Below are 18,255 nucleotides of genomic sequence, written 5' to 3'. Positions count from 1 at the left end.
TTCCGTAGAACTTCCAGAAGCCGAGAGCGGCGAAAGGCGGGTGCATGGATATAGAACGCGAAATCCTCGAGACAGACATACTCATTGTCGGCGCCGGACCGGCCGGCCTGGCGATCGCGTACAAGCTTGCGACGACGATAGCCTCGGATGAATCACTTTCGATGCCGGAAGTGATTGTCATGGAGAAGGCCTCGTACGTGGGCGGGCATGCGCTATCCGGGGCGGTCATGGACCCACGGGGGCTGGTGGAACTGATCCCGGACTATCGAGAGAAGGGCGCGCCAATCGAGGCGGAGGTGTCCGGAGACTCCTTCTATTATCTGAAAGAAAACGGATCGTTTAAGTTTCCTTTCATGCCGCCGCCGGTGCAGAATCACGGCAACCAGGTAGTCTCACTAAACAAGCTGTGCGGCTGGCTGGCGGAGCAGGTAGAGGCGGCGGGAGTCGATATTTTCGCCGGGCTGGCGGGTTACGATCTGATCGTCGAGGACGGTGTGGTCACCGGCGTGCAGACGGTCGATATGGGTCGCGACAAAGACGGGACGCCCCGCGCCAATTTTGAACCCGGGTCGATCATCAAGGCGAAAGTAACGGTATTGTGTGAGGGGGTACGCGGTTCGCTGACCCGTCACGCATTCGAAAAGATCCCTGAACTCACCGCAGGGCGAATTCCGCAGGCATATTTGACGGGCGTTAAAGAAGTCTGGGAAGTTCCCGCGGGTCGGATCAAGGCGGGGGAGGTCATCCACACGATCGGCTGGCCGCAACCGTCGCACGAGTACGGTGGCGGGTGGATTTACGGGATGAGTGATTCGATGGTGTCGCTCGGTTATGCGGTGGGTCTGAACTCACCGGATCCGACCAATGATCCACACATGAAGTTCCAGCGCTACAAGACACATGCGGTCGTCAGGCGCATTCTCGACGGCGGGACGATGCTTCACTACGGCGCGAAAGCCATCCCCGATAACGGGTACTTTTCCGTACCGAAGCTGTACCATGCGGGTTTGATGTTGTGCGGCGACAGCGCGGGTATGCTGAACCCGGCGCGGCTGAAGGGTATACATCTTGCTATCAAGGGGGGGATCATGGCGGCCGAGACGCTGGTGGACTGTGTGCGTGCCGGCGACTTTTCGGCGGAGCGGCTGGCGGCTTATCAGACGCGTTTTGACGGCAGCTGGGCTCGGGAAGAGCTGTACAAAAACCGCAATTTCCACGCCGGGTTCGACGGCGGGTTGTTTGCGGGGATGTTTCACGGCGCGGTGCAGATGGTGACCGGCGGCGCAGGATTGTTCAATCGGCGGCCGCACAAGCCGGATCATCAGTATGTGCTCAAGACGAACGAATACGCGGCCCGGTTCGGTCATGGACCGGAGAAAAAGACGGTCAAGTTCGACAACAAGTACCTGTATGACAAGGTGACGGACGTTTACAAGTCGGGGACGATGCATGAGGAGCACCAGCCGCCGCATTTGCTGGTGGAAGACTATGACATTTGCAACAATCGCTGTACCGAGGAATACGGCAATCCCTGTCAGCACTTTTGTCCGGCGTCGGTTTACAATATGGTTGATGACGAAAACCGTCCCGGCAGAAAGAAGCTGGAACTAACGCCGTCCAACTGCGTGCATTGCAAGACGTGCGATATCGCCGATCCGTACAACATCATTCGGTGGGTCACGCCGCAGGGGGGCGAAGGGCCGAACTATACGAACATGTAAGTGGGCGGGCGCAGAGTCTGCGGTCGGCCGGAGCGATCCGGCCGACCTTTTTTGTTTCGGCGTCCGGTTGTTGCGAACAAGGAGGGACCTCGAGCGTATTAGAGGTAGACAATCCGTCAGAAGGAACGCGTGATGCTGGTCAAAGTGGTTGCGGTCCAGTCGGAGATAGGCCGGCTGCCGACGCTGGAAGAGAAAATCTACATTTTTAAGCAACGTCCTGACTTTGTGTGTCTTCCGGAGTACTGCCTGGTAAGTCCGGAGGACACAGACTATCATCGGGCGGAGTTACGCACGCCCGAGCATCTTCAGACGCTGTCGCGACTTTCGTCGGATCTGTCGACCTGCCTCATAGCGGGCTCGATGGTGGAGCCGGACGGCGATCGCCTGTATAACACGTCGTATCTGATAAATCGCGGCAACGTGCTGGGCAAGTATCGGAAACGATATCCGGTCGAGAGCGAGATCCGACAGGGGATCAGTCCCGGGGACGGTTCGGTGGCGTTCAATATCGAGGGGACGATTGTCGGATTGTTGTTGTGCGCCGATGTCCTGGAACCGGGATCGTATGGGTCTTTGGCGGCACGGGGGGCCGATATCATTTTCGCGCCGACCATATCGCCGTTGCGTCAGAGCGACACGGTGGGGCAAAAGCGAATTCGCGACGAGCAGTATTATGTCTCGGGCGCGCGCGAGACGGGCGCGTATGTAGTGAAGGTGTGCGGGGTCGGTGAGATATTCGGCAAGCCCCTGCAGGGACGTTCGCTGATTGCAGCGCCGTGGGGGGTTCTGGAGCAAACGGAGATCGAGGCCGAGCAGCGTCGGCGCATACTCACGGTGACGATCGATATCGAGGAAGTCCGGGAATTTCGGCGCAAGCAGCTCATTCGGTCGGCGCTGACGGCGCGCAGTCCGGTGTCGTGACGTATCCACACACTACCAGTGAGGAACCCGCCGGTGTATATTGATGCATCGGCGGTTTTTGCTGTCTGGAGACGTTCCGAGGAGAGAGTACATGGCTAATGAAGTGATTGGGGCGGTCGGTGTGGGACTTATCCTGTTCGCCTTCCTGTTGAATCTGTTTCGACGATTGAGCGAACGACACCCGGCGTATCTGTTGTTGAACGCTATCGGGGCCGGGATGGCCTGCTGGTATGCGTGGATCGGCGGCACACTGCCGTTCGTGATATTGGAAGGCGTGTGGTGCCTGGCGGCGCTGGTTCAGCTGGTGATGGTAAAAAGAAGCGCCCCCGTGGAGACGGGGGCGCGGTAGTCCGAATATGATTGCGAAATCAACGCCGAAGCGCCGGCTTACAGCGAGGCCTGTTGCTGATCCTGCAGCTCGCGGTTGCGTTCGAGATAGTTGACAATATCCGAATCCTCAACGAGCTTCTGGTACCAGCGCGCGTACAGTTCCTGCTGTTTGGCCGACTTGACGGCCATGTAAATCGAATCGCGCTTCTGGGTAAACAGGCTAAGGTCGGGAGCTTCGCGGTTGATCAGTTCCATCACCGTGCCGCCCGCAGTCCATGCCACCGCTTCGGAGATCTGACCGGGTGTCGACATGCTGAAAGCCGCGCCGATGATTTCGGGCTGCCGCCCGATGCCCTCGATGAATCCCTGGCGGGTGATGGGTCCCTGCATTTTGTAGGTGAGGCCGACCTTTTCGGCCGCTTCTTTCAGGGTAACACCACCGTTGACAACCAGCTCCCGCACTTCTCTGGCTTTGTCGGCACAGCGCGCGCGGACGGAGTCACGCACGAGTTCCGATTCGATCCGCTGGCGCACATCGGCGAAGTCCGTGGGTCCCGCGGGGAGAACCTGTCCCACCTGGGCAACGAAGTACATCGACGAGCTTTCGCGCACGCCGGTCAGGCCGCCGGGCTCGTTGCTGAAGGCGAAGGAGTTTGCGTCGGCATCGGGGCCGAGGAAATCGGCGCCGCTGCCCTTGGTGAACGGCTTGGTTTCCTTGACCTCGAGACCGGTCTGCTCGGCTGCGGCGTCGAATCCCTGTTCGAGCGCGATAGTGCGGAAGTTCGACAGGGAATTGTAGGCGCGATCGAGCGTCGCGGGCGACGCCTCGATCCGCAGGAGGATATGAGAGACATTCGCCTTGCGGATCTTTTCCTTTTCCTGCTTGCCGCGCGGAACTTCGAGATCGGTCCGGTAGCCGTGGTGCTGGATGATATGCCATCCGAACTGGGTCTGGAACGGTTCGGACAACTCGCCTTCCTTCATCGAGAACGACCGTTCGTTGAATTCCGGAACCATCTGGTTTTCGGGGAACCAGCCGAGGTCGCCGCCGTTGACGGCGGAGGCTCTGTCATCGGAGCTAGCTTCGGCCAACGCGGCGAAGTCGCCGCCGGCCTTGACCGAGTCGTAGATGGCCTGAATTTCGAGCCGGGTCGTTTCGATGTCCTCATCGGACGGCGCCTTTTCGATCATCGCAACCTTGAGCGTACGGCGTTCGCCGACCGTGTAGTCCTCGATATTTGCATCGTAATAGGCGCGTATCTGCTCTTCGGTGATGGTCGGAGTCGGCTTGATGAAATCGTTGTATGCGGCGTTGGCGACGCCGACCGTCACGGTTTCGTTGCCGGCGACGAAGTTCTGTCTGACCTCATCTTCGGTCACCATTGCAGCGGAAATTACCATTTCCTGGATCTTGAGTTTCAGGATGTCCAATCGGGCCAGTTGTTCGACCTGCACCCAGAACGGCGCGGCCTGGGGATCGAGCATGAGTCGGAAGTACTTCTGCGGATCAAACACGCCGTTCGTCTGAAAATCCGGGATGCTTCTTACGTACTCGGGCGGTGACATCTGCAGGTAGTAGAACAGTTCGGTATCGGAGACAGTCAGTTCCTTTTCCTTGACCTGTTGCATAAGCAGGTGGTCGTGGAGCAGTTGGTTGAAAGCGATATCTTCAATCTCCCGCGAGCGCTCCTCGGACACTTCGCCGTCGGTCTGCTGCGACTCCTGGCGGTACAGGTTGTTGTAAACCGCGTAGTAATTCTCCCAGGGAATCTCTTCGCCGTTGACGACGGCGACCACGTTGGGGTTGCCGTACTGGGCGGAGCTGCTGAAACTGAGACCCCACTCGAGCACAATCATCGCGACGAAAAAGAGCAGGGTGATAATGATGATCGGGAAGATCATCTTGCGAAGCGCTTCAAACATTCGAACCGTCTCCTTCGTTGAATCACATCTATCCGGACAGCGTGGCGCACGCGGCCGAAAGGGCCGACACGAGCCATCCAATATAACCAAAACCCGCCACTTGGCAACAATCGGCTATTGCAAATTATACGTGTAAGTCGTTATTTGGGCACAAATCGACAGCCACAGGGTACAACCATCGACTGATACACGAGCATATGACCACGTTATCGACCATAACCCGGGGATGCTTAGCGATTGTCGGCTTCATTGCCGCAACTGCTTATGCCGCAACGATTGACTGGCCCTTAACCTCGTCGGTTGACCTCTCGTCCGGTTTTGGCGACTACCGGAATCGCCGGTTCCATGCCGGGGTCGACCTTCGAACCGGCGGCCGTATCGGCGAGACCGTGGTGGCCCCCGTTTCAGGTTACGTAATGCGGGTGAGGACCTCCTACGACGGTTACGGCAAGGTGATATACCTTCGAGGGGATGACAGCCGCGTGTATGTGTTTGCGCACCTTGACAGCTTCAACGACCGGATTGATCGGACTGTCATGGCGGCACAGCTTGCATCTCATCGTTATTCAATCGACCTGTCTTTGCCGTCGGATTCGATTCGCGTGGCGCAGGGCGAGTTTCTGGGCAAATCCGGCCAAACCGGCTCCGGGGCACCGCATCTGCATCTCGAAGTTCGTACGCTTGACAACGTTCCGCTCAATCCGCTTCTGAACGGCTTCACTCTCAACGACCGGACTCGGCCGACATTCGAGCGACTGGGCATGGTGATGGGCGACCGTCGGTCGCTCTTTCCCGATGGCAGCCGGAAGATCTTCTTCCCCGCCGTGCCGTCGGGTCGTCCCGGGAACTATACCATAGCGGAGAAGCCGCAGTTCAACAGGCCCTTCGGTATTCTCGCGGACTGTTATGATCAGATGCGGGAGGGTGGTATGCGGCAGGCCATCTATGCGCTTCGTTTGTATATCGATGACCGTCCGTACTATGAGATCATCCTTGATTCGCTTCACTTCGAATCCGGCGCAATGTCGGATTTGGAATTCGACAATGTCGAAGCGGCCGGCGACAGGAAGCGGGTTCGGCGACTGTATCAGGAGACCGGCAACGAATTCAGGGGAAGCCGCGTCCTGACGGGTGCACAGGGGATGGTGGGGGCGGGCGACAATCTTGCGTATGGACTGCACCGCGCGCGCATTGTCGGGACGGACTGTTTTGGAAACGAAGCCGAGTTGGCGTTTGATTTCGTGTGGGGGCCACCGGACGGCTGGTGTCATGTCGAATCGACATCCGAGAGGGGAGAGCGCTCGATCGATGTCGTGATGACCCCCAACGCCGCGCTGTCGGCAGTTGACGTTGATCGTATCGACATACAGGTGTTTTTCGAGAACCAGTGGGTGGGAGTTGACAGCGTGCACAGAGCCGATCTGAGCGACGGTCGTTCGCGGTACTCAATCGTCAGTCCTGCCAGCCTCTCCCGCTCGGTGCTTCGCTTTGCGGTGCGCACCAGCGACGGTTTCCGGCTGCTCGACGAGCCGTTTTACGGGCTCAGTTCTTTTGCCTACACCAAGATAGGGCTCGTGCCGAGCGTGCTTGACGACGGTCTTTTTGTCACGATGCACTCGGCGGCTCCTCGCGCCGGAGCGGCTCGCCTGGAGCTGTACTATCGAGACTCGCTGCTTGGGGTAGAGTATCCGGCCGGTTTTACGAGTCCGTATCGGTACCTGTTCTTTGTGCCGCCGGAAGTCAAATATGCCCGAATCGACCGCCTGAACGCGTCGCTGAACGAGGATCGAAGCATGCCGGCCGGGGGCCAGACCTCGGTGGACATTCGTTTAGTTGGCGATGAGGGCTCGGAAACGGTGACACTCGATTCGGTCGCCATGTTCAAGTTCGGTCGTGAGCACTTCTACCGGCCACGATTCGTGCAACTGACGAAGATCGACACTATCATGGCCGGTGACTTAAACTCAGACCTGTATGAGTTGTCGCCAGCGGTATTCTTGACGCGCAAGGACTTTGAAGTGACGTTTGCGATCAGATCGATCAACCAGGTGAACGACAAAACCGGGTTATGCTGGTGGAATCCGGAGAAAAAAGAGTGGATATGGCTGACCGACAGCCGCTGGAATGCAGAGCGCAAGACAGTGACCGCGTCGGCGGCCGGCGGGGGACGATACGCGGCGCTGTTCGACCTTCAGCCGCCGGTTATCTCGCGGATCAATATCAAGCCCGGCATGACGTATTACAATCCGCGCCCGGAGATCCGCTTCACGCTCGCCGACAATTTATCGGGTATCGCCGACGACCGGGCGATCGATGTCAGACTGAACGGGCAATGGCTCATCCCGGAATACGATCCGGAATCAAAGATTTGTAAGACCCGACCCGTCGATCCTTTGCCAGACGGAGAGCATCATGTCGGAATTACGGTGGTCGACCGCGCCGGTAACCGGGCCGAACAATACTTCCGCTTCTATGTTAAGGATAAGAGCCGTAACTGAGCCGTCACGAACCAGAGGAGCTGCCGGGTAGGTGTTATTTCCCATTCGCGATGATCAACCGACGGTCCGGACGCCATACGTGACGGTCGCGTTGATCGTTGTCAATACGCTCATTTTCCTCTATTCGCAGACCATGGGACCGCGCGGTTTCCAGGTATTTCTGGCAACCTATGGTTTCACACCGGGGATTTATTTCGGCAGCGCGCACGAACTGACGATTCCGGGCTGGTACTATCTGACGCCGTTCACATCGATGTTTCTCCATGGGGGGTGGATGCACCTTATCGGCAACATGCTTTTTTTGTGGATCTACGGCAATAATATCGAGGATTTCTTCGGCCCGGTGAAGTTCACGTTGTTTTACCTCGTGGCCGGTCTCGCTGCAGTGGGTCTGTATACGCTGCCCAATGCCGGATCGACCGTGCCGCTGGTGGGGGCATCGGGAGCTATTTCGGGCGTTATGGGGGCGTACCTGGTGTTGCATCCCCGGGCCGAGGTTACCTGTCTGCTCTTTTTCTTCTTTATCCAGTTTATCGTTTTGCCCGCCAAGGTAGTCCTGGGAATCTGGCTGGTGTATCAGCTGGTGATGACGTTGATCGGCGATCAGTCCGGCGTAGCCTATCTGGCGCATGTCGGCGGGTTCGTGTTCGGCTGGGTGATACTCTGGGCGTGGGTGAAGTTGAGCGGTCGCGGGTCCGGTCCCCGCGGCGGCCAGCGAGTCTACCGCATGCAGTGGTAAGCGGCTGCTCAGAATCTGCGCAGTTCCCTCCTAACTGACTATCCTGCAATAAGATGTTCTCCGGGCGGTTCGCCCGGTAAAGTAGCGGCTTATTCCGGCCGATACATCATGTAAGTGTAAGTATGTCTCGAACACCCCCTAAGGAGGATGGCGATGGCCGCAAAAAAACAATGGGTGTTTCGCTCCTATGAGGATGTCGAAGAGCGGTACCTGAAGGGCGAATTCGACTGCGACGATATCGCGGACTTTGATGATCCGATGGTGCTTGACTGGTGCGAACGACTTGCGGACTGGGCGCCGAAGGTGGCGCTCTGTTTCAATCCGAACACGAGTCCGGTGACGCTGGACCGTATCTCCCAGCACGAAATGCCGGAGCTTCGCCGCCTGGTCTGTTTCCATAAGAACACGAGTCCGGAGACGCTGGAGCGTTTGCTGACCGATGGAGACCGAGAGTGCCGGGACAGCGCGTCGGTTTATCTGCAGAAGTGGCACCCGGGCCGCTCGGCGGCCGACAAAAAGCGTGTCACCGTTCGCGCCAAGTTCTGAAAAGATTCTGTTTCCGCTTAGTCCACCAAAGCGCGTCCGTGCCAGCCACACGGGCGCGCTTTGATTTTGGGCAGGGGGGTGGGGGAACTCCGCGAACAAACGGGTAGTGTCGGGCATCACGGGTGGGCGGGCGGGGTGAATTCGAAACCCCTTGACTCCGGCCGTAGAAAAGGTATTTTTCACCGATTTGTGAAAAATGTCACCAGTGTGCATGCTGGTTTTTTGCCCGTCTACGTGAGGAGTTCGCTGTCATGATTACCAAGCAGCAGTCGCTCGAGTACCACAGCCTGGGGAAACCCGGCAAGATAGAGGTCAATCCCACCAAACCGTGCATGACGCAGCGCGACCTGTCGATGGCCTACACGCCCGGCGTCGCGCAGCCGTGCCTCGAAATCAAAGAAAATCCGGCGGATGTCTACAAGTACACGGCCAAGGGCAACCTGGTCGCGGTGGTGTCCAACGGTACGGCGGTGCTCGGTCTGGGCAATATCGGCGCCGCCGCGGGCAAGCCGGTGATGGAAGGGAAGGGCGTTCTGTTCAAGCGGTTTGCCGACGTCGACGTGTTCGATATCGAGCTGAACACGGAGGATCCCGACGAGGTGATCAAATGCTGCCAGTTGCTGGAGCCGACGTTTGGCGGTATCAACCTCGAAGACATCAAGGGGCCGGAGTGCTTTTATATCGAAGAAACGCTCAAGGCCACGATGAAGATCCCGGTCTTCCACGACGATCAGCACGGGACGGCAATCATATCGGCTGCGGCGCTGGTCAACGCGCTGGAGCTGGTGAACAAGGACATTTCGAAGGTCCGGGTGGTCTATTCGGGCGCGGGCGCCGCCGGTATCGCGTGTGCGAAGCTGTACATTTCGCTGGGCGTGAACCCGGAGAACATCCTCATGACCGATTCCAAGGGCGTGCTGTATGAGGGGCGCGGCGACAAATACAACAAGTACAAGCAGCAATTCGTCCGCAAGACCGACCGTCACACGCTGGAGCAGGCGATGGAGGGTGCCGACGTGTTCGTGGGGGTCTCGGTCGCGAACACGGTGACCAAGAAGATGGTCCAGTCGATGGCCAAGGATCCGGTCATTTTTGCGATGGCGAATCCGGACCCGGAGATCACGTACCCGGATGCGGTTGCCGCCCGCAAGGACGTGATCATGGCGACGGGTCGTTCCGACTATCCCAACCAGGTCAACAACGTGCTCGGATTTCCGTTCATTTTCCGCGGTGCGCTGGACGTGCACGCGACGGCTATCAACGAGGAGATGAAGATCGCCGCCGTGAAGGCGCTGGCTACGCTGGCGAAGCAGAACGTGCCGGAGGAGGTCGCGCGTGCGTACGGTGTCGATCATTTCAAGTTCGGCCGGGAGTACATCATTCCCAAGCCGTTTGATCCGCGCGTTTTGATCTGGGAATCGACGGCGGTGGCCAAGGCCGCCATGGACAGCGGGGTCGCCCGGCGTCCGCGCGATATCGACGAGTACCGCGTCGAACTCGGCAAGCGCATCGGCAAGGGCCGCGTGTTCATGAACGTGATCTACGACAAGGCCAAGAAGAAGCCGAAACGGGTAGTATACACGGAAGGCACGTCGACCCGCGTGCTCAGGGCGGCGCAGATCGTGCGGCACGAGCAGTTGGCCGCGCCGATCGTGCTTGGCGATCCCGACGAAATCCGGCAGATCGCCAAGCGGTTCGAGATTGACCTGACCGGAATTGAGGTTGTCAATCCGCTGACGTCGGCGAAGTTCGAGGAGTACGCTCAGTTGTTCCATCAGAAGCGTTGCCGTCACGGGGTCGACATGGAGAAGGCCCGCTGGATGGTTCAGCAGCCGCTGTATTTCGGCATGATGATGCTGGAGGCGGGCGACTGCAACGCGCTGCTGGGCGGCGTGCGTTCGGATTATCCTACGGCTATGCGGGCCGCGCTCGAGGTCATCGATCTCAACCCGGGTGTTCACCGGGTGTCGGCGCTGATCGCGATGATCAAGAAAGATCGGTTGTACATGTTCGCGGATACGGCGGTCAATATCGATCCGACCGCGGAGGAGATGGCCGAGATTGCGATCGGCTCATCGCGCGTGGCGCGGGCGTTTAATATCGAACCGCGCATCGCGATGTTGTCCTTCTCCAACTTCGGTTCAGCGCCGTCGGAGGCGTCGAGGAAAGTGGCCCGGGCGACCGAGCTGGTGAAGAAAAACGCCCCCGACCTGATGGTGGATGGCGAGATGCAGGGTGACACGGCGGTTCGCCCGGAAATCCGTGAGTTCCTGTTCCCGTTTTCGACTCTGAAGGACACGGCCAACGTGTTCGTGTTCCCGTCGCTCGACGCCAGCAACTGCGCGTACAAGCTGCTCAAGGAGCTGGGCGAGATGACGGCGGTCGGTCCGATCATGATAGGCTTTTGCAAGCCGGTTCATATCCTGATCCGGACGCAGGAAGTCAACGAGATCGTCGACATGACGGCGATTGCGGTAGTCGACGCACAGCTCAACGAAGCTCGGTAGTGGGTCGTTGACCGACTGAGAAGTATCGGCATCTGCACCGGCGGTCGGGAAACCGGCCGCCGGTTTTTTCTGGACGAAAACGTCCGGATTGATGTATGGTCCGGTGAGATGCGCGCGCACGGGCGCATGCGAACGGTGCGAAACGGGATGGACAGTCCGAAGAACATAGTAATCGTCTCGGACGGGACGGGTCGGACCGCCAAGCGGCTGATGGATGCGGTGCTGGTCCAGTATGCCCGGAAGGATGTCGAGTTCAATATCGTCGAGGTGTACCGCGAGGTGCGCGACCGGGCGGCGATCGATCGCGTACTGGGCGACATCAGCGATGATTACCTCGTCATTTATTCCATTATCTCGAAGCGATGCAGCAAGTATTTCCACGAGCGACTACGCGGGCGCAATATTCTGCATTTGAACGTGCTCGAGCCGATGCTGTCGACCATGTCGAAGTTTCTCGGCGTGCATCCCGACTACGAGCCCGGCATCCTGCACGTGATCGATGATCGCTACTATTCGAAAATCGATGCGATCGGGTACACGGTCGAGCACGATGACGGGCGGGGGCGGACGGTGGAGGATGCGGATATCGTGCTGGTGGGGTTGTCCCGCACCTGCAAGACGCCGATCAGCATGTACCTGTCCTGCAACTACGGGCTGCGCGTGGCCAACATACCGGTTGTCGCGGAGATACTGCTCGAAGAAAACCTGTTCAAACGACTTACGGATGTCGACCCGCAAAAGGTTTTCGGGTTATTGATGCAGCCCGACGTGCTGGCGCGGATTCGGGAAGAGAGGTCGCAGCATCTGGTCGGAACCACGATGTACGATCATATGCAGGCGTATTTCGACGTGCGCCGGATACGTGAGGAGCTTCGGTTCTGCCGCCTGCTGTATGCCAAGGCAGGGTGGCGGAAAGTAGATGTGACGCACCGGGCGATCGAGGAAGTCTCCCGTGAGATAATGGAGGAGATGGGCCTGGAAGGCGTGGAATAGCCTCCTGAGCGGCTCAAACGCGGGCCGTGCCGCCCGCCCGCCCGGAAATCCCCCAATAACGGCCATAATTTTGTTGCACTATGGGTTAGCTCGCGCTAAACTATTCGGCGGCGGGATCGATACTAGCCATAGTGCCCGTCACACAGGGCTGCCTGTAGATACTCGAACGTAAAGGGATGTACGTTGGGATTTTTTGACATGCTTTCGAACGATGTTGGGATCGACCTCGGCACCGCCAATACGCTTGTCTACGTCCGCAATCAAGGTATCGTTCTTAACGAACCGTCGGTCGTGGCTATCGAAAAATCCTCCGGCAAGATCCTCGCTATCGGCTCGGCCGCCAAGGAGATGACCGGTCGCACACCGGGGGGAATCGAGGCGATCCGTCCGTTGAAGGACGGGGTGATCGCCGATTTCGAGATGTCAGAGCGTCTGATCGCCGATTTCATTCGGCGCGTGGTCAAGCACAAATACCTCATGAAGCCCCGGGTCGTTATCTCCGTACCATCGGGCATCACCGAAGTGGAGAAGCGCGCGGTGCGTGACTCGGCGGAGAATGCGGGTGCGCGCGAAGTGTATCTGCTGGCTGAGCCGATGGCTGCGGCGATCGGTGTCGGTCTGGCGGTGGATCAGCCGACCGGGATCATGATTATCGATATCGGCGGCGGCACCTCTGAAATCGCGGTCATCGCGCTCAACGGGATCGTAAACGACACGTCGATTCGCGTGGCCGGTGACGAATTCAATGACGCGATTATCAACTACTTCAAGAAGAATTACAATCTGCTGATCGGCGAGCTCACCGCCGAAGATATCAAGATCAAAGTCGGCTCCGCGTATCAACTGGAAAAAGAGTTGTCGATGGAGATCAAGGGCCGCGACCTCGTGGCCGGTGTGCCGAAAAATCTCAAGATTTCCTCGGCGCAGGTTCGGGAAGCGCTATCGGAGACGCTGGACATCATAGTCGAGGCAGTCCGTCAGGCGCTCGAACAAACCCCGCCGGAACTGGCCTCTGACATTCTGGAACGCGGCATTATCCTGACCGGCGGCGGCGCGTTGCTCCGCGGGCTCGATAAACGGCTTCGGGCGGAGACGAATCTGCCGGTGAACGTGGCGGATGATCCGCTGACCTGCGTGGTTCGCGGGACCGGGCGGGTGCTGGACAATCTCGCCCAGTACTCGAAGGTATTGGAGCGTAGTCGTAAGGACTGACGGTAGAACAGGTTACGAGCGAGGCCGGAGATTCTCCGGCCTTTTTTTGTGGTGTTTTTGTCATCCGTATTAATCTTTTGCGGATACAACCTGTCTTATCTCTCGGAAACTGGACGAGGATGGCAACCGGAACAGATGCTGACCAGGCAGAACTGGTACGACTGGCCCAGAAGGGAGACCGCCAGGCCTTTGGAATCCTGGCTCGACAGGTTATGAAACCGCTCGTGGCGTTGACATATCGAATGACGGGAGATTCCGATGCGGCGAGAGATCTCGCGCAGGACAGCCTTGTCGCCGCCTGGGAGAAGCTGGCCGGTTTCCGCGGCGACTCCCGGTTCGATACCTGGGTGTTCCGGATAGCCTCCAACAAAACGCTCAATTACCTGCACGGCCGTCGCGAGTACCAGCTGACCGAAACGCTGGAGGAGTCGGTGGCAACGGCGGACGCCGACCGGCCCGACCGGCAGATGCAGACGCAGGAACTCAGGGTCGGCGTGATTGCTTTTATGGCGACGCTGCCGGAGAGGCAGCGGCTTGTTTTCAACCTCCGGTTTTATCGCGGGATGTCGTTTGCGGAGATTGCCGATGTTACCGGCAATGCATTGGGAACGGTTAAGACCAACTATCGTGAAGCGGTCGGGAAACTCCGCACGTACGCGCGCGAACAGGGGTGGCACGCATGAGTGACGATCGTTTTCAAGGCCGAGATGACGGCGACGACCGCCTTGACGGTTTCGAGAAGTATCTCGGAGCCGATGCCGATTTCTACCCTGATGATGTGGAAGTCGAGCGGATGCTGGCCCGGGTCAACGAGCGGATCGATGAGCTCGGTGGACCGGTATCGGCGCCGGTATCGATTCGCATGACGCCGATCTGGAAGCAGGCGTTGGCGTCGGCGGCGGCGATCCTCCTCGTGGTCGGGGCGGCCTATGTCGGCATGCAAACCGGTCTGCTCGTGCCCGGAGGCGGGGAACGCGAGACTGCGGTGGTAACGTTCGATACGGCATCGTTGATGACCGAGATAACGGATTATGAAACCGAGCTGTATGCGCTGACCGACCGCGGCGTGCAGACACTGTTGCAGGAAGCGGTAGCCGGCGACGGCGCGGTATCGGCGGAGCGACTCCTGGGAGACCTGACCGACGATGAGTACGAATACCTCCAGGCGACTTTTGACGTAGGAGATTTGCTGTGATGCGACGCGTGTTGATGATATTCGCCTGTGCGGCGATGTTGACAGTGCCCGGCGGCGCCGCCGAGACGTCCGATGAGCACGCATGCTTTCCGGCGGGCGAGGCGCTCGCGGCAGGCGGCGAGACGCCGTGCGATCCGCTGCCGATTCTGTTGGCGCAGGGAGAGCCTCCGATGGACAGCAATGCGCGGCCGCGGATGCTGCATCGCGACGGCCCGAAGGGGCCGGGCGGGGGAGAAATGCGCAAACACCTCGAGCAACTCCGCATGCTGAAGATGCTCGAATTTCTCGACCTCGCCGAAGATCAGGAGATTGCGTTTCTGACACGCTTCAAGAGCCTTCGGGCCGATGAAGACCAGATCGAGGCGGAACGCAAGGTGTATGTGGAGAGGCTCTCCGAGCTGGTAACGTCGGAAGACCCGAATGACGGAGCCATCCGGGCGGCAGTTGATTCAGTCCGCATCAAGATGAAGCAGCGAATTGCGCTCTTCGAAGCGTTTGTGGACGATGTCGGTGAGCTGCTCACGCCCGCGCAGCTGGGTAAACTGGTGATTTTCCACGACCGATTCGAATACGAGCTGCTTGAGCGCGTGCGCAGTTTCCAGGACCGTCGCGGAGCAAAAGGCGGCGCTGGAAATCCTATGGAACGACCGTAATAGTGTGGATACACAATCAGAAAAGGATAACAACAATGAGAAAGACAATACTTCTGCTGCTCGTGGCGCTGCTGATACCGGCCACGCTGGTACTGGCGCAGCCATGGGACGGCCGCGGCCGTGGTGACTGCGACGGTCCGCGAATGATGGGCGGCCGCGGGATGCATTGCGACATGGGGCCCGGCACGGGGTTTGGCCGTGGCATGGGAATGGGCGAGGGGATGTCCGGCATGATGATGCTGCTTCGGAACGCCGACGAGATCGGCCTGACCGACGAGCAGAAGACGAAGATTGAGGATATGTCAACGCGCTTCCAGACCGAGCGGATCGACAAAGAAGCCGAACTGAAGAAGGCCCGGGTGGCTCTTCGCGCATTGATGATGAAGGACGATGCCGCGCAGGCGGACGTGATGGGGGCAATCGACCGTGTCGCCGTGCTCGAAGGCGAGATGAAGAAGATGCGCTATTCGCACTACACAGCGATGCGCGGTGTGCTGACGCCCGAGCAGCAGGACAAGATCAAGCAACTTCGCACTGAGCGTCGGAAAGACAGATGGGACGATAGGGACGACCAACGCGGCATGGGGATGGGTATGCGCCGTGGAATGCAGGGTGGCAACTAATCTCCATAGGTTCGTTTCAATCGCTTCCTCCAGCGGGCCCGCCGAGACTCGGCGGGCCCTTTTGTGTGTTGGTCGATACGGTGGCAGTATATCGATTACTGCCATTTTGGCTGACCCCTGCCAATTGTGATTGACCTGCCCTATGTCTACGGTGTATAATTCGCCATATGTACAAAGAGAAGATTCTTGAATTCTTCCGGGTCGACGCTGACAGGCCGTTGCGTGTGAAAGAGTTAGCAAAGGCGCTTGGAATCGATGAAGGCGCGTACAGCTCTTTTCGCAAAGATGTCAAATCGCTCATTGAGTCCGGCGAGCTGGTTAAAATCAAGGGGGGAAGGCTGGGGCTTGCGCGGGACCTCAATGTCCTGATCGGGGCAATTTCCATCAACCGCAAAGGAATCGGCTTTGTCCCCCGCGATGGAGAGGCCGAGGATATCATGATTCCGGAGAACGGCCTCAACACCGCGATGGACGGCGACCGGGTGATGGTGCGAATGACGGGTAAGCATTTCGGTCGTGAGGCGGGAACGGTCATTCGCGTGTTGGAGCGAGCCAGACGGAATATTGTCGGGACCTTTCACACGAGCCGGAGCTTTGCTCACGTCGTTCCCGACAACCCCCGTTTTCACCGTGACATCTACATTCCGGCTACGGAAACCGCCGGCGCCAAGGAGGGCGAGAAGGTTGTCGCCGTACTGGAGGTGTGGGAGAGCCCCTGGCTGAATCCCGAGGGCAGGATCACGGAACGCCTGGGATTTCCCGGCCAGCCGGGTGTCGACATGCGTACGGTGATCAAGAGCTTCGATTTGCCCGAGGAGTTTCCGCCCGACGTGCTCGATTCCGCGGAGCGCGCCGCCGCCAAACTTACAGCGGAATCCATGGAAGGTCGGCTAGACCTGACCAAAGAATGCATCTACACGATTGATCCATCGGACGCGAAAGACCATGACGATGCGGTGTCGGTCGAAAAGACGGCAACGGGGTACCGGCTGGGGGTTCATATTGCGGACGTTTCGTTTTTCGTGGAGCCGGGAACGCCGCTTGACGACGAGGCGTTCGAGCGCGGCAATTCGGTGTATTTGCCGGGGACGGTTATCCCGATGCTCCCCGAGAATCTTTCGAACGATGTCTGTTCGCTCAAGCCGAATCGCAAGCGCCTCGCGCATTCCGCGATCATGGAGTTCGACCACAAGGGCAAGATGACCGGCTGGACGTTCGCGGATACGGTTATCAAGTCTTCCGCCAAGCTTGCCTATGAAGAAGTGCAGGACTTTTTTGACGGCAAGCCGGCGCCCAAGAAGCTGGAGCGGGTGGCGGACAACCTTCGGGTAGCGCGCGAACTGGCGCAGTTACTGACGAAGCGGAGGATGGCCGACGGATCGCTGGATTTTGATTTGCCGGAAGCGAAAATCATCCTGAACCAAAAGGGCGAGGTTCTTGAACTCGGCAACCGTGTGCGACTCGAGTCGCACCGGCTGGTCGAGGAGTTCATGCTGGCGGCCAACAAGGCGGTGGCGATCGAGGTGTTCCGACAGGGCCGGCCGTTTATCTACCGGGTGCACGACAAGCCCGATCTGGAGAAGCTGGAGGCCTTCTCGTACATGATGAAGCGGTTGGGTTACCACTTCGCAGTTTCGAAGAACATGAGGCCGGGTGATTTCTCCCGCTTTCTCGAGGAGGTCAAGGAGGCGCCGGAGGCGGATTTTATCAATGAGTTGATGCTTCGCTCCATGAAAAAGGCCGTCTACCAACGCGAGAACATCGGGCATTTCGGCCTGGCCTTCACGCACTACACGCACTTCACCTCGCCGATTCGTCGCTACCCGGACCTGCTGGTGCACCGCCTGCTTCGCAAACTTCGGCAGAAAGCCTTCAACGCCGCATTCACGAAGCGGGTCACGGGTGTGATCGATCATGTCGGCGAACATTGCTCGGAGACGGAACGCCGGGCCGAAGCCGCAGAGCGGCAGGCGGTGAAGATCAAGCAGGTCGCGTACATGGCCAATCATCTCGGCGAGGAGTACAGCGGCGTGATTTCCGGGGTGACCTCGTACGGGTTTTTCGTGCGTCTGGACAATCTCGGGGTCGAGGGACTGGTGAAAATGTCGTCGATAGAAGACGACTATTATCGCTACGAGGAGAGCAACTACCGTATGATCGGTACGCGGCACGGGCGGACGTTCCGACTCGGCGACGCGATCAAGGTCGGGGTGATGTCGGTCGACACGGTCGCCGGGCAGGTAGACCTGTTCGTATCGGAGGAACGGCGCGACCGCGCGGTGCGACCGTTCAAGCCTCTCGGTAAGAAGGGGAAGGTGCTTGCCACGGTGAGCAAGAAGAAGCAGAAGGCCGACCGGCCGAGGAAGAAAAAGAAAAACAGACGCAGATAAACGT

At 58.7% G+C, this 18,255-nt stretch carries 15 protein-coding genes; 14 read left to right on the top strand and 1 reads right to left on the bottom strand.

Annotated elements, in window-relative coordinates; translation table 11 throughout:
- Positions 1–44 precede the first annotated feature (44 nt).
- The 3 genes from RBT76_01180 to RBT76_01170 all read left to right on the top strand — a co-directional run bounded on the left by RBT76_01180 (position 45) and on the right by RBT76_01170 (position 2,991).
- Positions 45–1,721 (top strand): electron transfer flavoprotein-ubiquinone oxidoreductase, encoded by a 1,677-nt coding sequence (locus RBT76_01180; GenBank protein ID MDX9856384.1) that lies wholly within the window; start codon positions 45–47, stop codon positions 1,719–1,721.
- Positions 1,722–1,853: 132 nt separating this feature from the next.
- Positions 1,854–2,642, top strand: coding sequence for a carbon-nitrogen hydrolase family protein (locus tag RBT76_01175; GenBank protein ID MDX9856383.1), 789 nt, complete (start codon positions 1,854–1,856; stop codon positions 2,640–2,642).
- A gap of 91 nt (positions 2,643–2,733) precedes the next feature.
- The gene (locus RBT76_01170; protein ID MDX9856382.1) at positions 2,734–2,991 is read left to right on the top strand and encodes a hypothetical protein; all 258 of its coding nucleotides are present in this window, start codon (positions 2,734–2,736) and stop codon (positions 2,989–2,991) included.
- A gap of 38 nt (positions 2,992–3,029) precedes the next feature.
- On the opposite strand, the gene RBT76_01165 is transcribed toward RBT76_01170, so the two are convergent.
- Positions 3,030–4,895, bottom strand: a complete 1,866-nt coding sequence (locus RBT76_01165) for a peptidylprolyl isomerase (GenBank protein ID MDX9856381.1) — start codon at positions 4,893–4,895, stop codon at positions 3,030–3,032.
- Between the two features lie 197 nt (positions 4,896–5,092).
- Between RBT76_01165 and RBT76_01160 the strand changes: the two genes are divergently transcribed.
- The 11 genes from RBT76_01160 to rnr all read left to right on the top strand — a co-directional run bounded on the left by RBT76_01160 (position 5,093) and on the right by rnr (position 18,251).
- The gene (locus tag RBT76_01160) at positions 5,093–7,393 is read left to right on the top strand and encodes a hypothetical protein (GenBank protein ID MDX9856380.1); all 2,301 of its coding nucleotides are present in this window, start codon (positions 5,093–5,095) and stop codon (positions 7,391–7,393) included.
- Between the two features lie 31 nt (positions 7,394–7,424).
- Positions 7,425–8,132 (top strand): rhomboid family intramembrane serine protease, encoded by a 708-nt coding sequence (locus tag RBT76_01155; GenBank protein MDX9856379.1) that lies wholly within the window; start codon positions 7,425–7,427, stop codon positions 8,130–8,132.
- Between the two features lie 153 nt (positions 8,133–8,285).
- Positions 8,286–8,678, top strand: coding sequence for a hypothetical protein (locus tag RBT76_01150; GenBank protein ID MDX9856378.1), 393 nt, complete (start codon positions 8,286–8,288; stop codon positions 8,676–8,678).
- A 251-nt stretch (positions 8,679–8,929) separates the two neighbouring features.
- Positions 8,930–11,185 (top strand): NADP-dependent malic enzyme, encoded by a 2,256-nt coding sequence (locus RBT76_01145; GenBank protein MDX9856377.1) that lies wholly within the window; start codon positions 8,930–8,932, stop codon positions 11,183–11,185.
- A 126-nt stretch (positions 11,186–11,311) separates the two neighbouring features.
- Positions 11,312–12,178, top strand: a complete 867-nt coding sequence (locus tag RBT76_01140; GenBank protein ID MDX9856376.1) for a pyruvate, water dikinase regulatory protein — start codon at positions 11,312–11,314, stop codon at positions 12,176–12,178.
- Positions 12,179–12,376: 198 nt separating this feature from the next.
- Positions 12,377–13,390, top strand: coding sequence for a rod shape-determining protein (locus RBT76_01135; protein ID MDX9856375.1), 1,014 nt, complete (start codon positions 12,377–12,379; stop codon positions 13,388–13,390).
- Positions 13,391–13,509: 119 nt separating this feature from the next.
- Complete coding sequence (locus tag RBT76_01130; GenBank protein MDX9856374.1) at positions 13,510–14,073, top strand: sigma-70 family RNA polymerase sigma factor; 564 nt, start codon at positions 13,510–13,512, stop codon at positions 14,071–14,073.
- Positions 14,070–14,585 (top strand): hypothetical protein, encoded by a 516-nt coding sequence (locus RBT76_01125; GenBank protein MDX9856373.1) that lies wholly within the window; start codon positions 14,070–14,072, stop codon positions 14,583–14,585. Before RBT76_01130 ends, RBT76_01125 begins: the two co-directional genes overlap by 4 nt.
- Positions 14,582–15,238: a hypothetical protein gene (locus RBT76_01120; GenBank protein MDX9856372.1), complete on the top strand. Its 657-nt coding sequence runs from the start codon at positions 14,582–14,584 to the stop codon at positions 15,236–15,238. Before RBT76_01125 ends, RBT76_01120 begins: the two co-directional genes overlap by 4 nt.
- A 35-nt stretch (positions 15,239–15,273) precedes the next feature.
- Positions 15,274–15,861 (top strand): Spy/CpxP family protein refolding chaperone, encoded by a 588-nt coding sequence (locus tag RBT76_01115; protein ID MDX9856371.1) that lies wholly within the window; start codon positions 15,274–15,276, stop codon positions 15,859–15,861.
- A gap of 167 nt (positions 15,862–16,028) precedes the next feature.
- A complete protein-coding gene (gene rnr / locus RBT76_01110; GenBank protein ID MDX9856370.1) occupies positions 16,029–18,251 on the top strand; it encodes a ribonuclease R in 2,223 nt (740 codons plus the stop codon).
- Positions 18,252–18,255: the final 4 nt, after the last annotated feature.

It is taken from the genome of Candidatus Zixiibacteriota bacterium, from assembly GCA_034003725.1.
Taxonomy (GTDB): domain Bacteria; phylum Zixibacteria; class MSB-5A5; order GN15; family FEB-12; genus WJMS01.
Note: the sequence above shows the minus strand (reverse complement) of the source record. Positions and strands in the feature narration are given on the sequence as shown.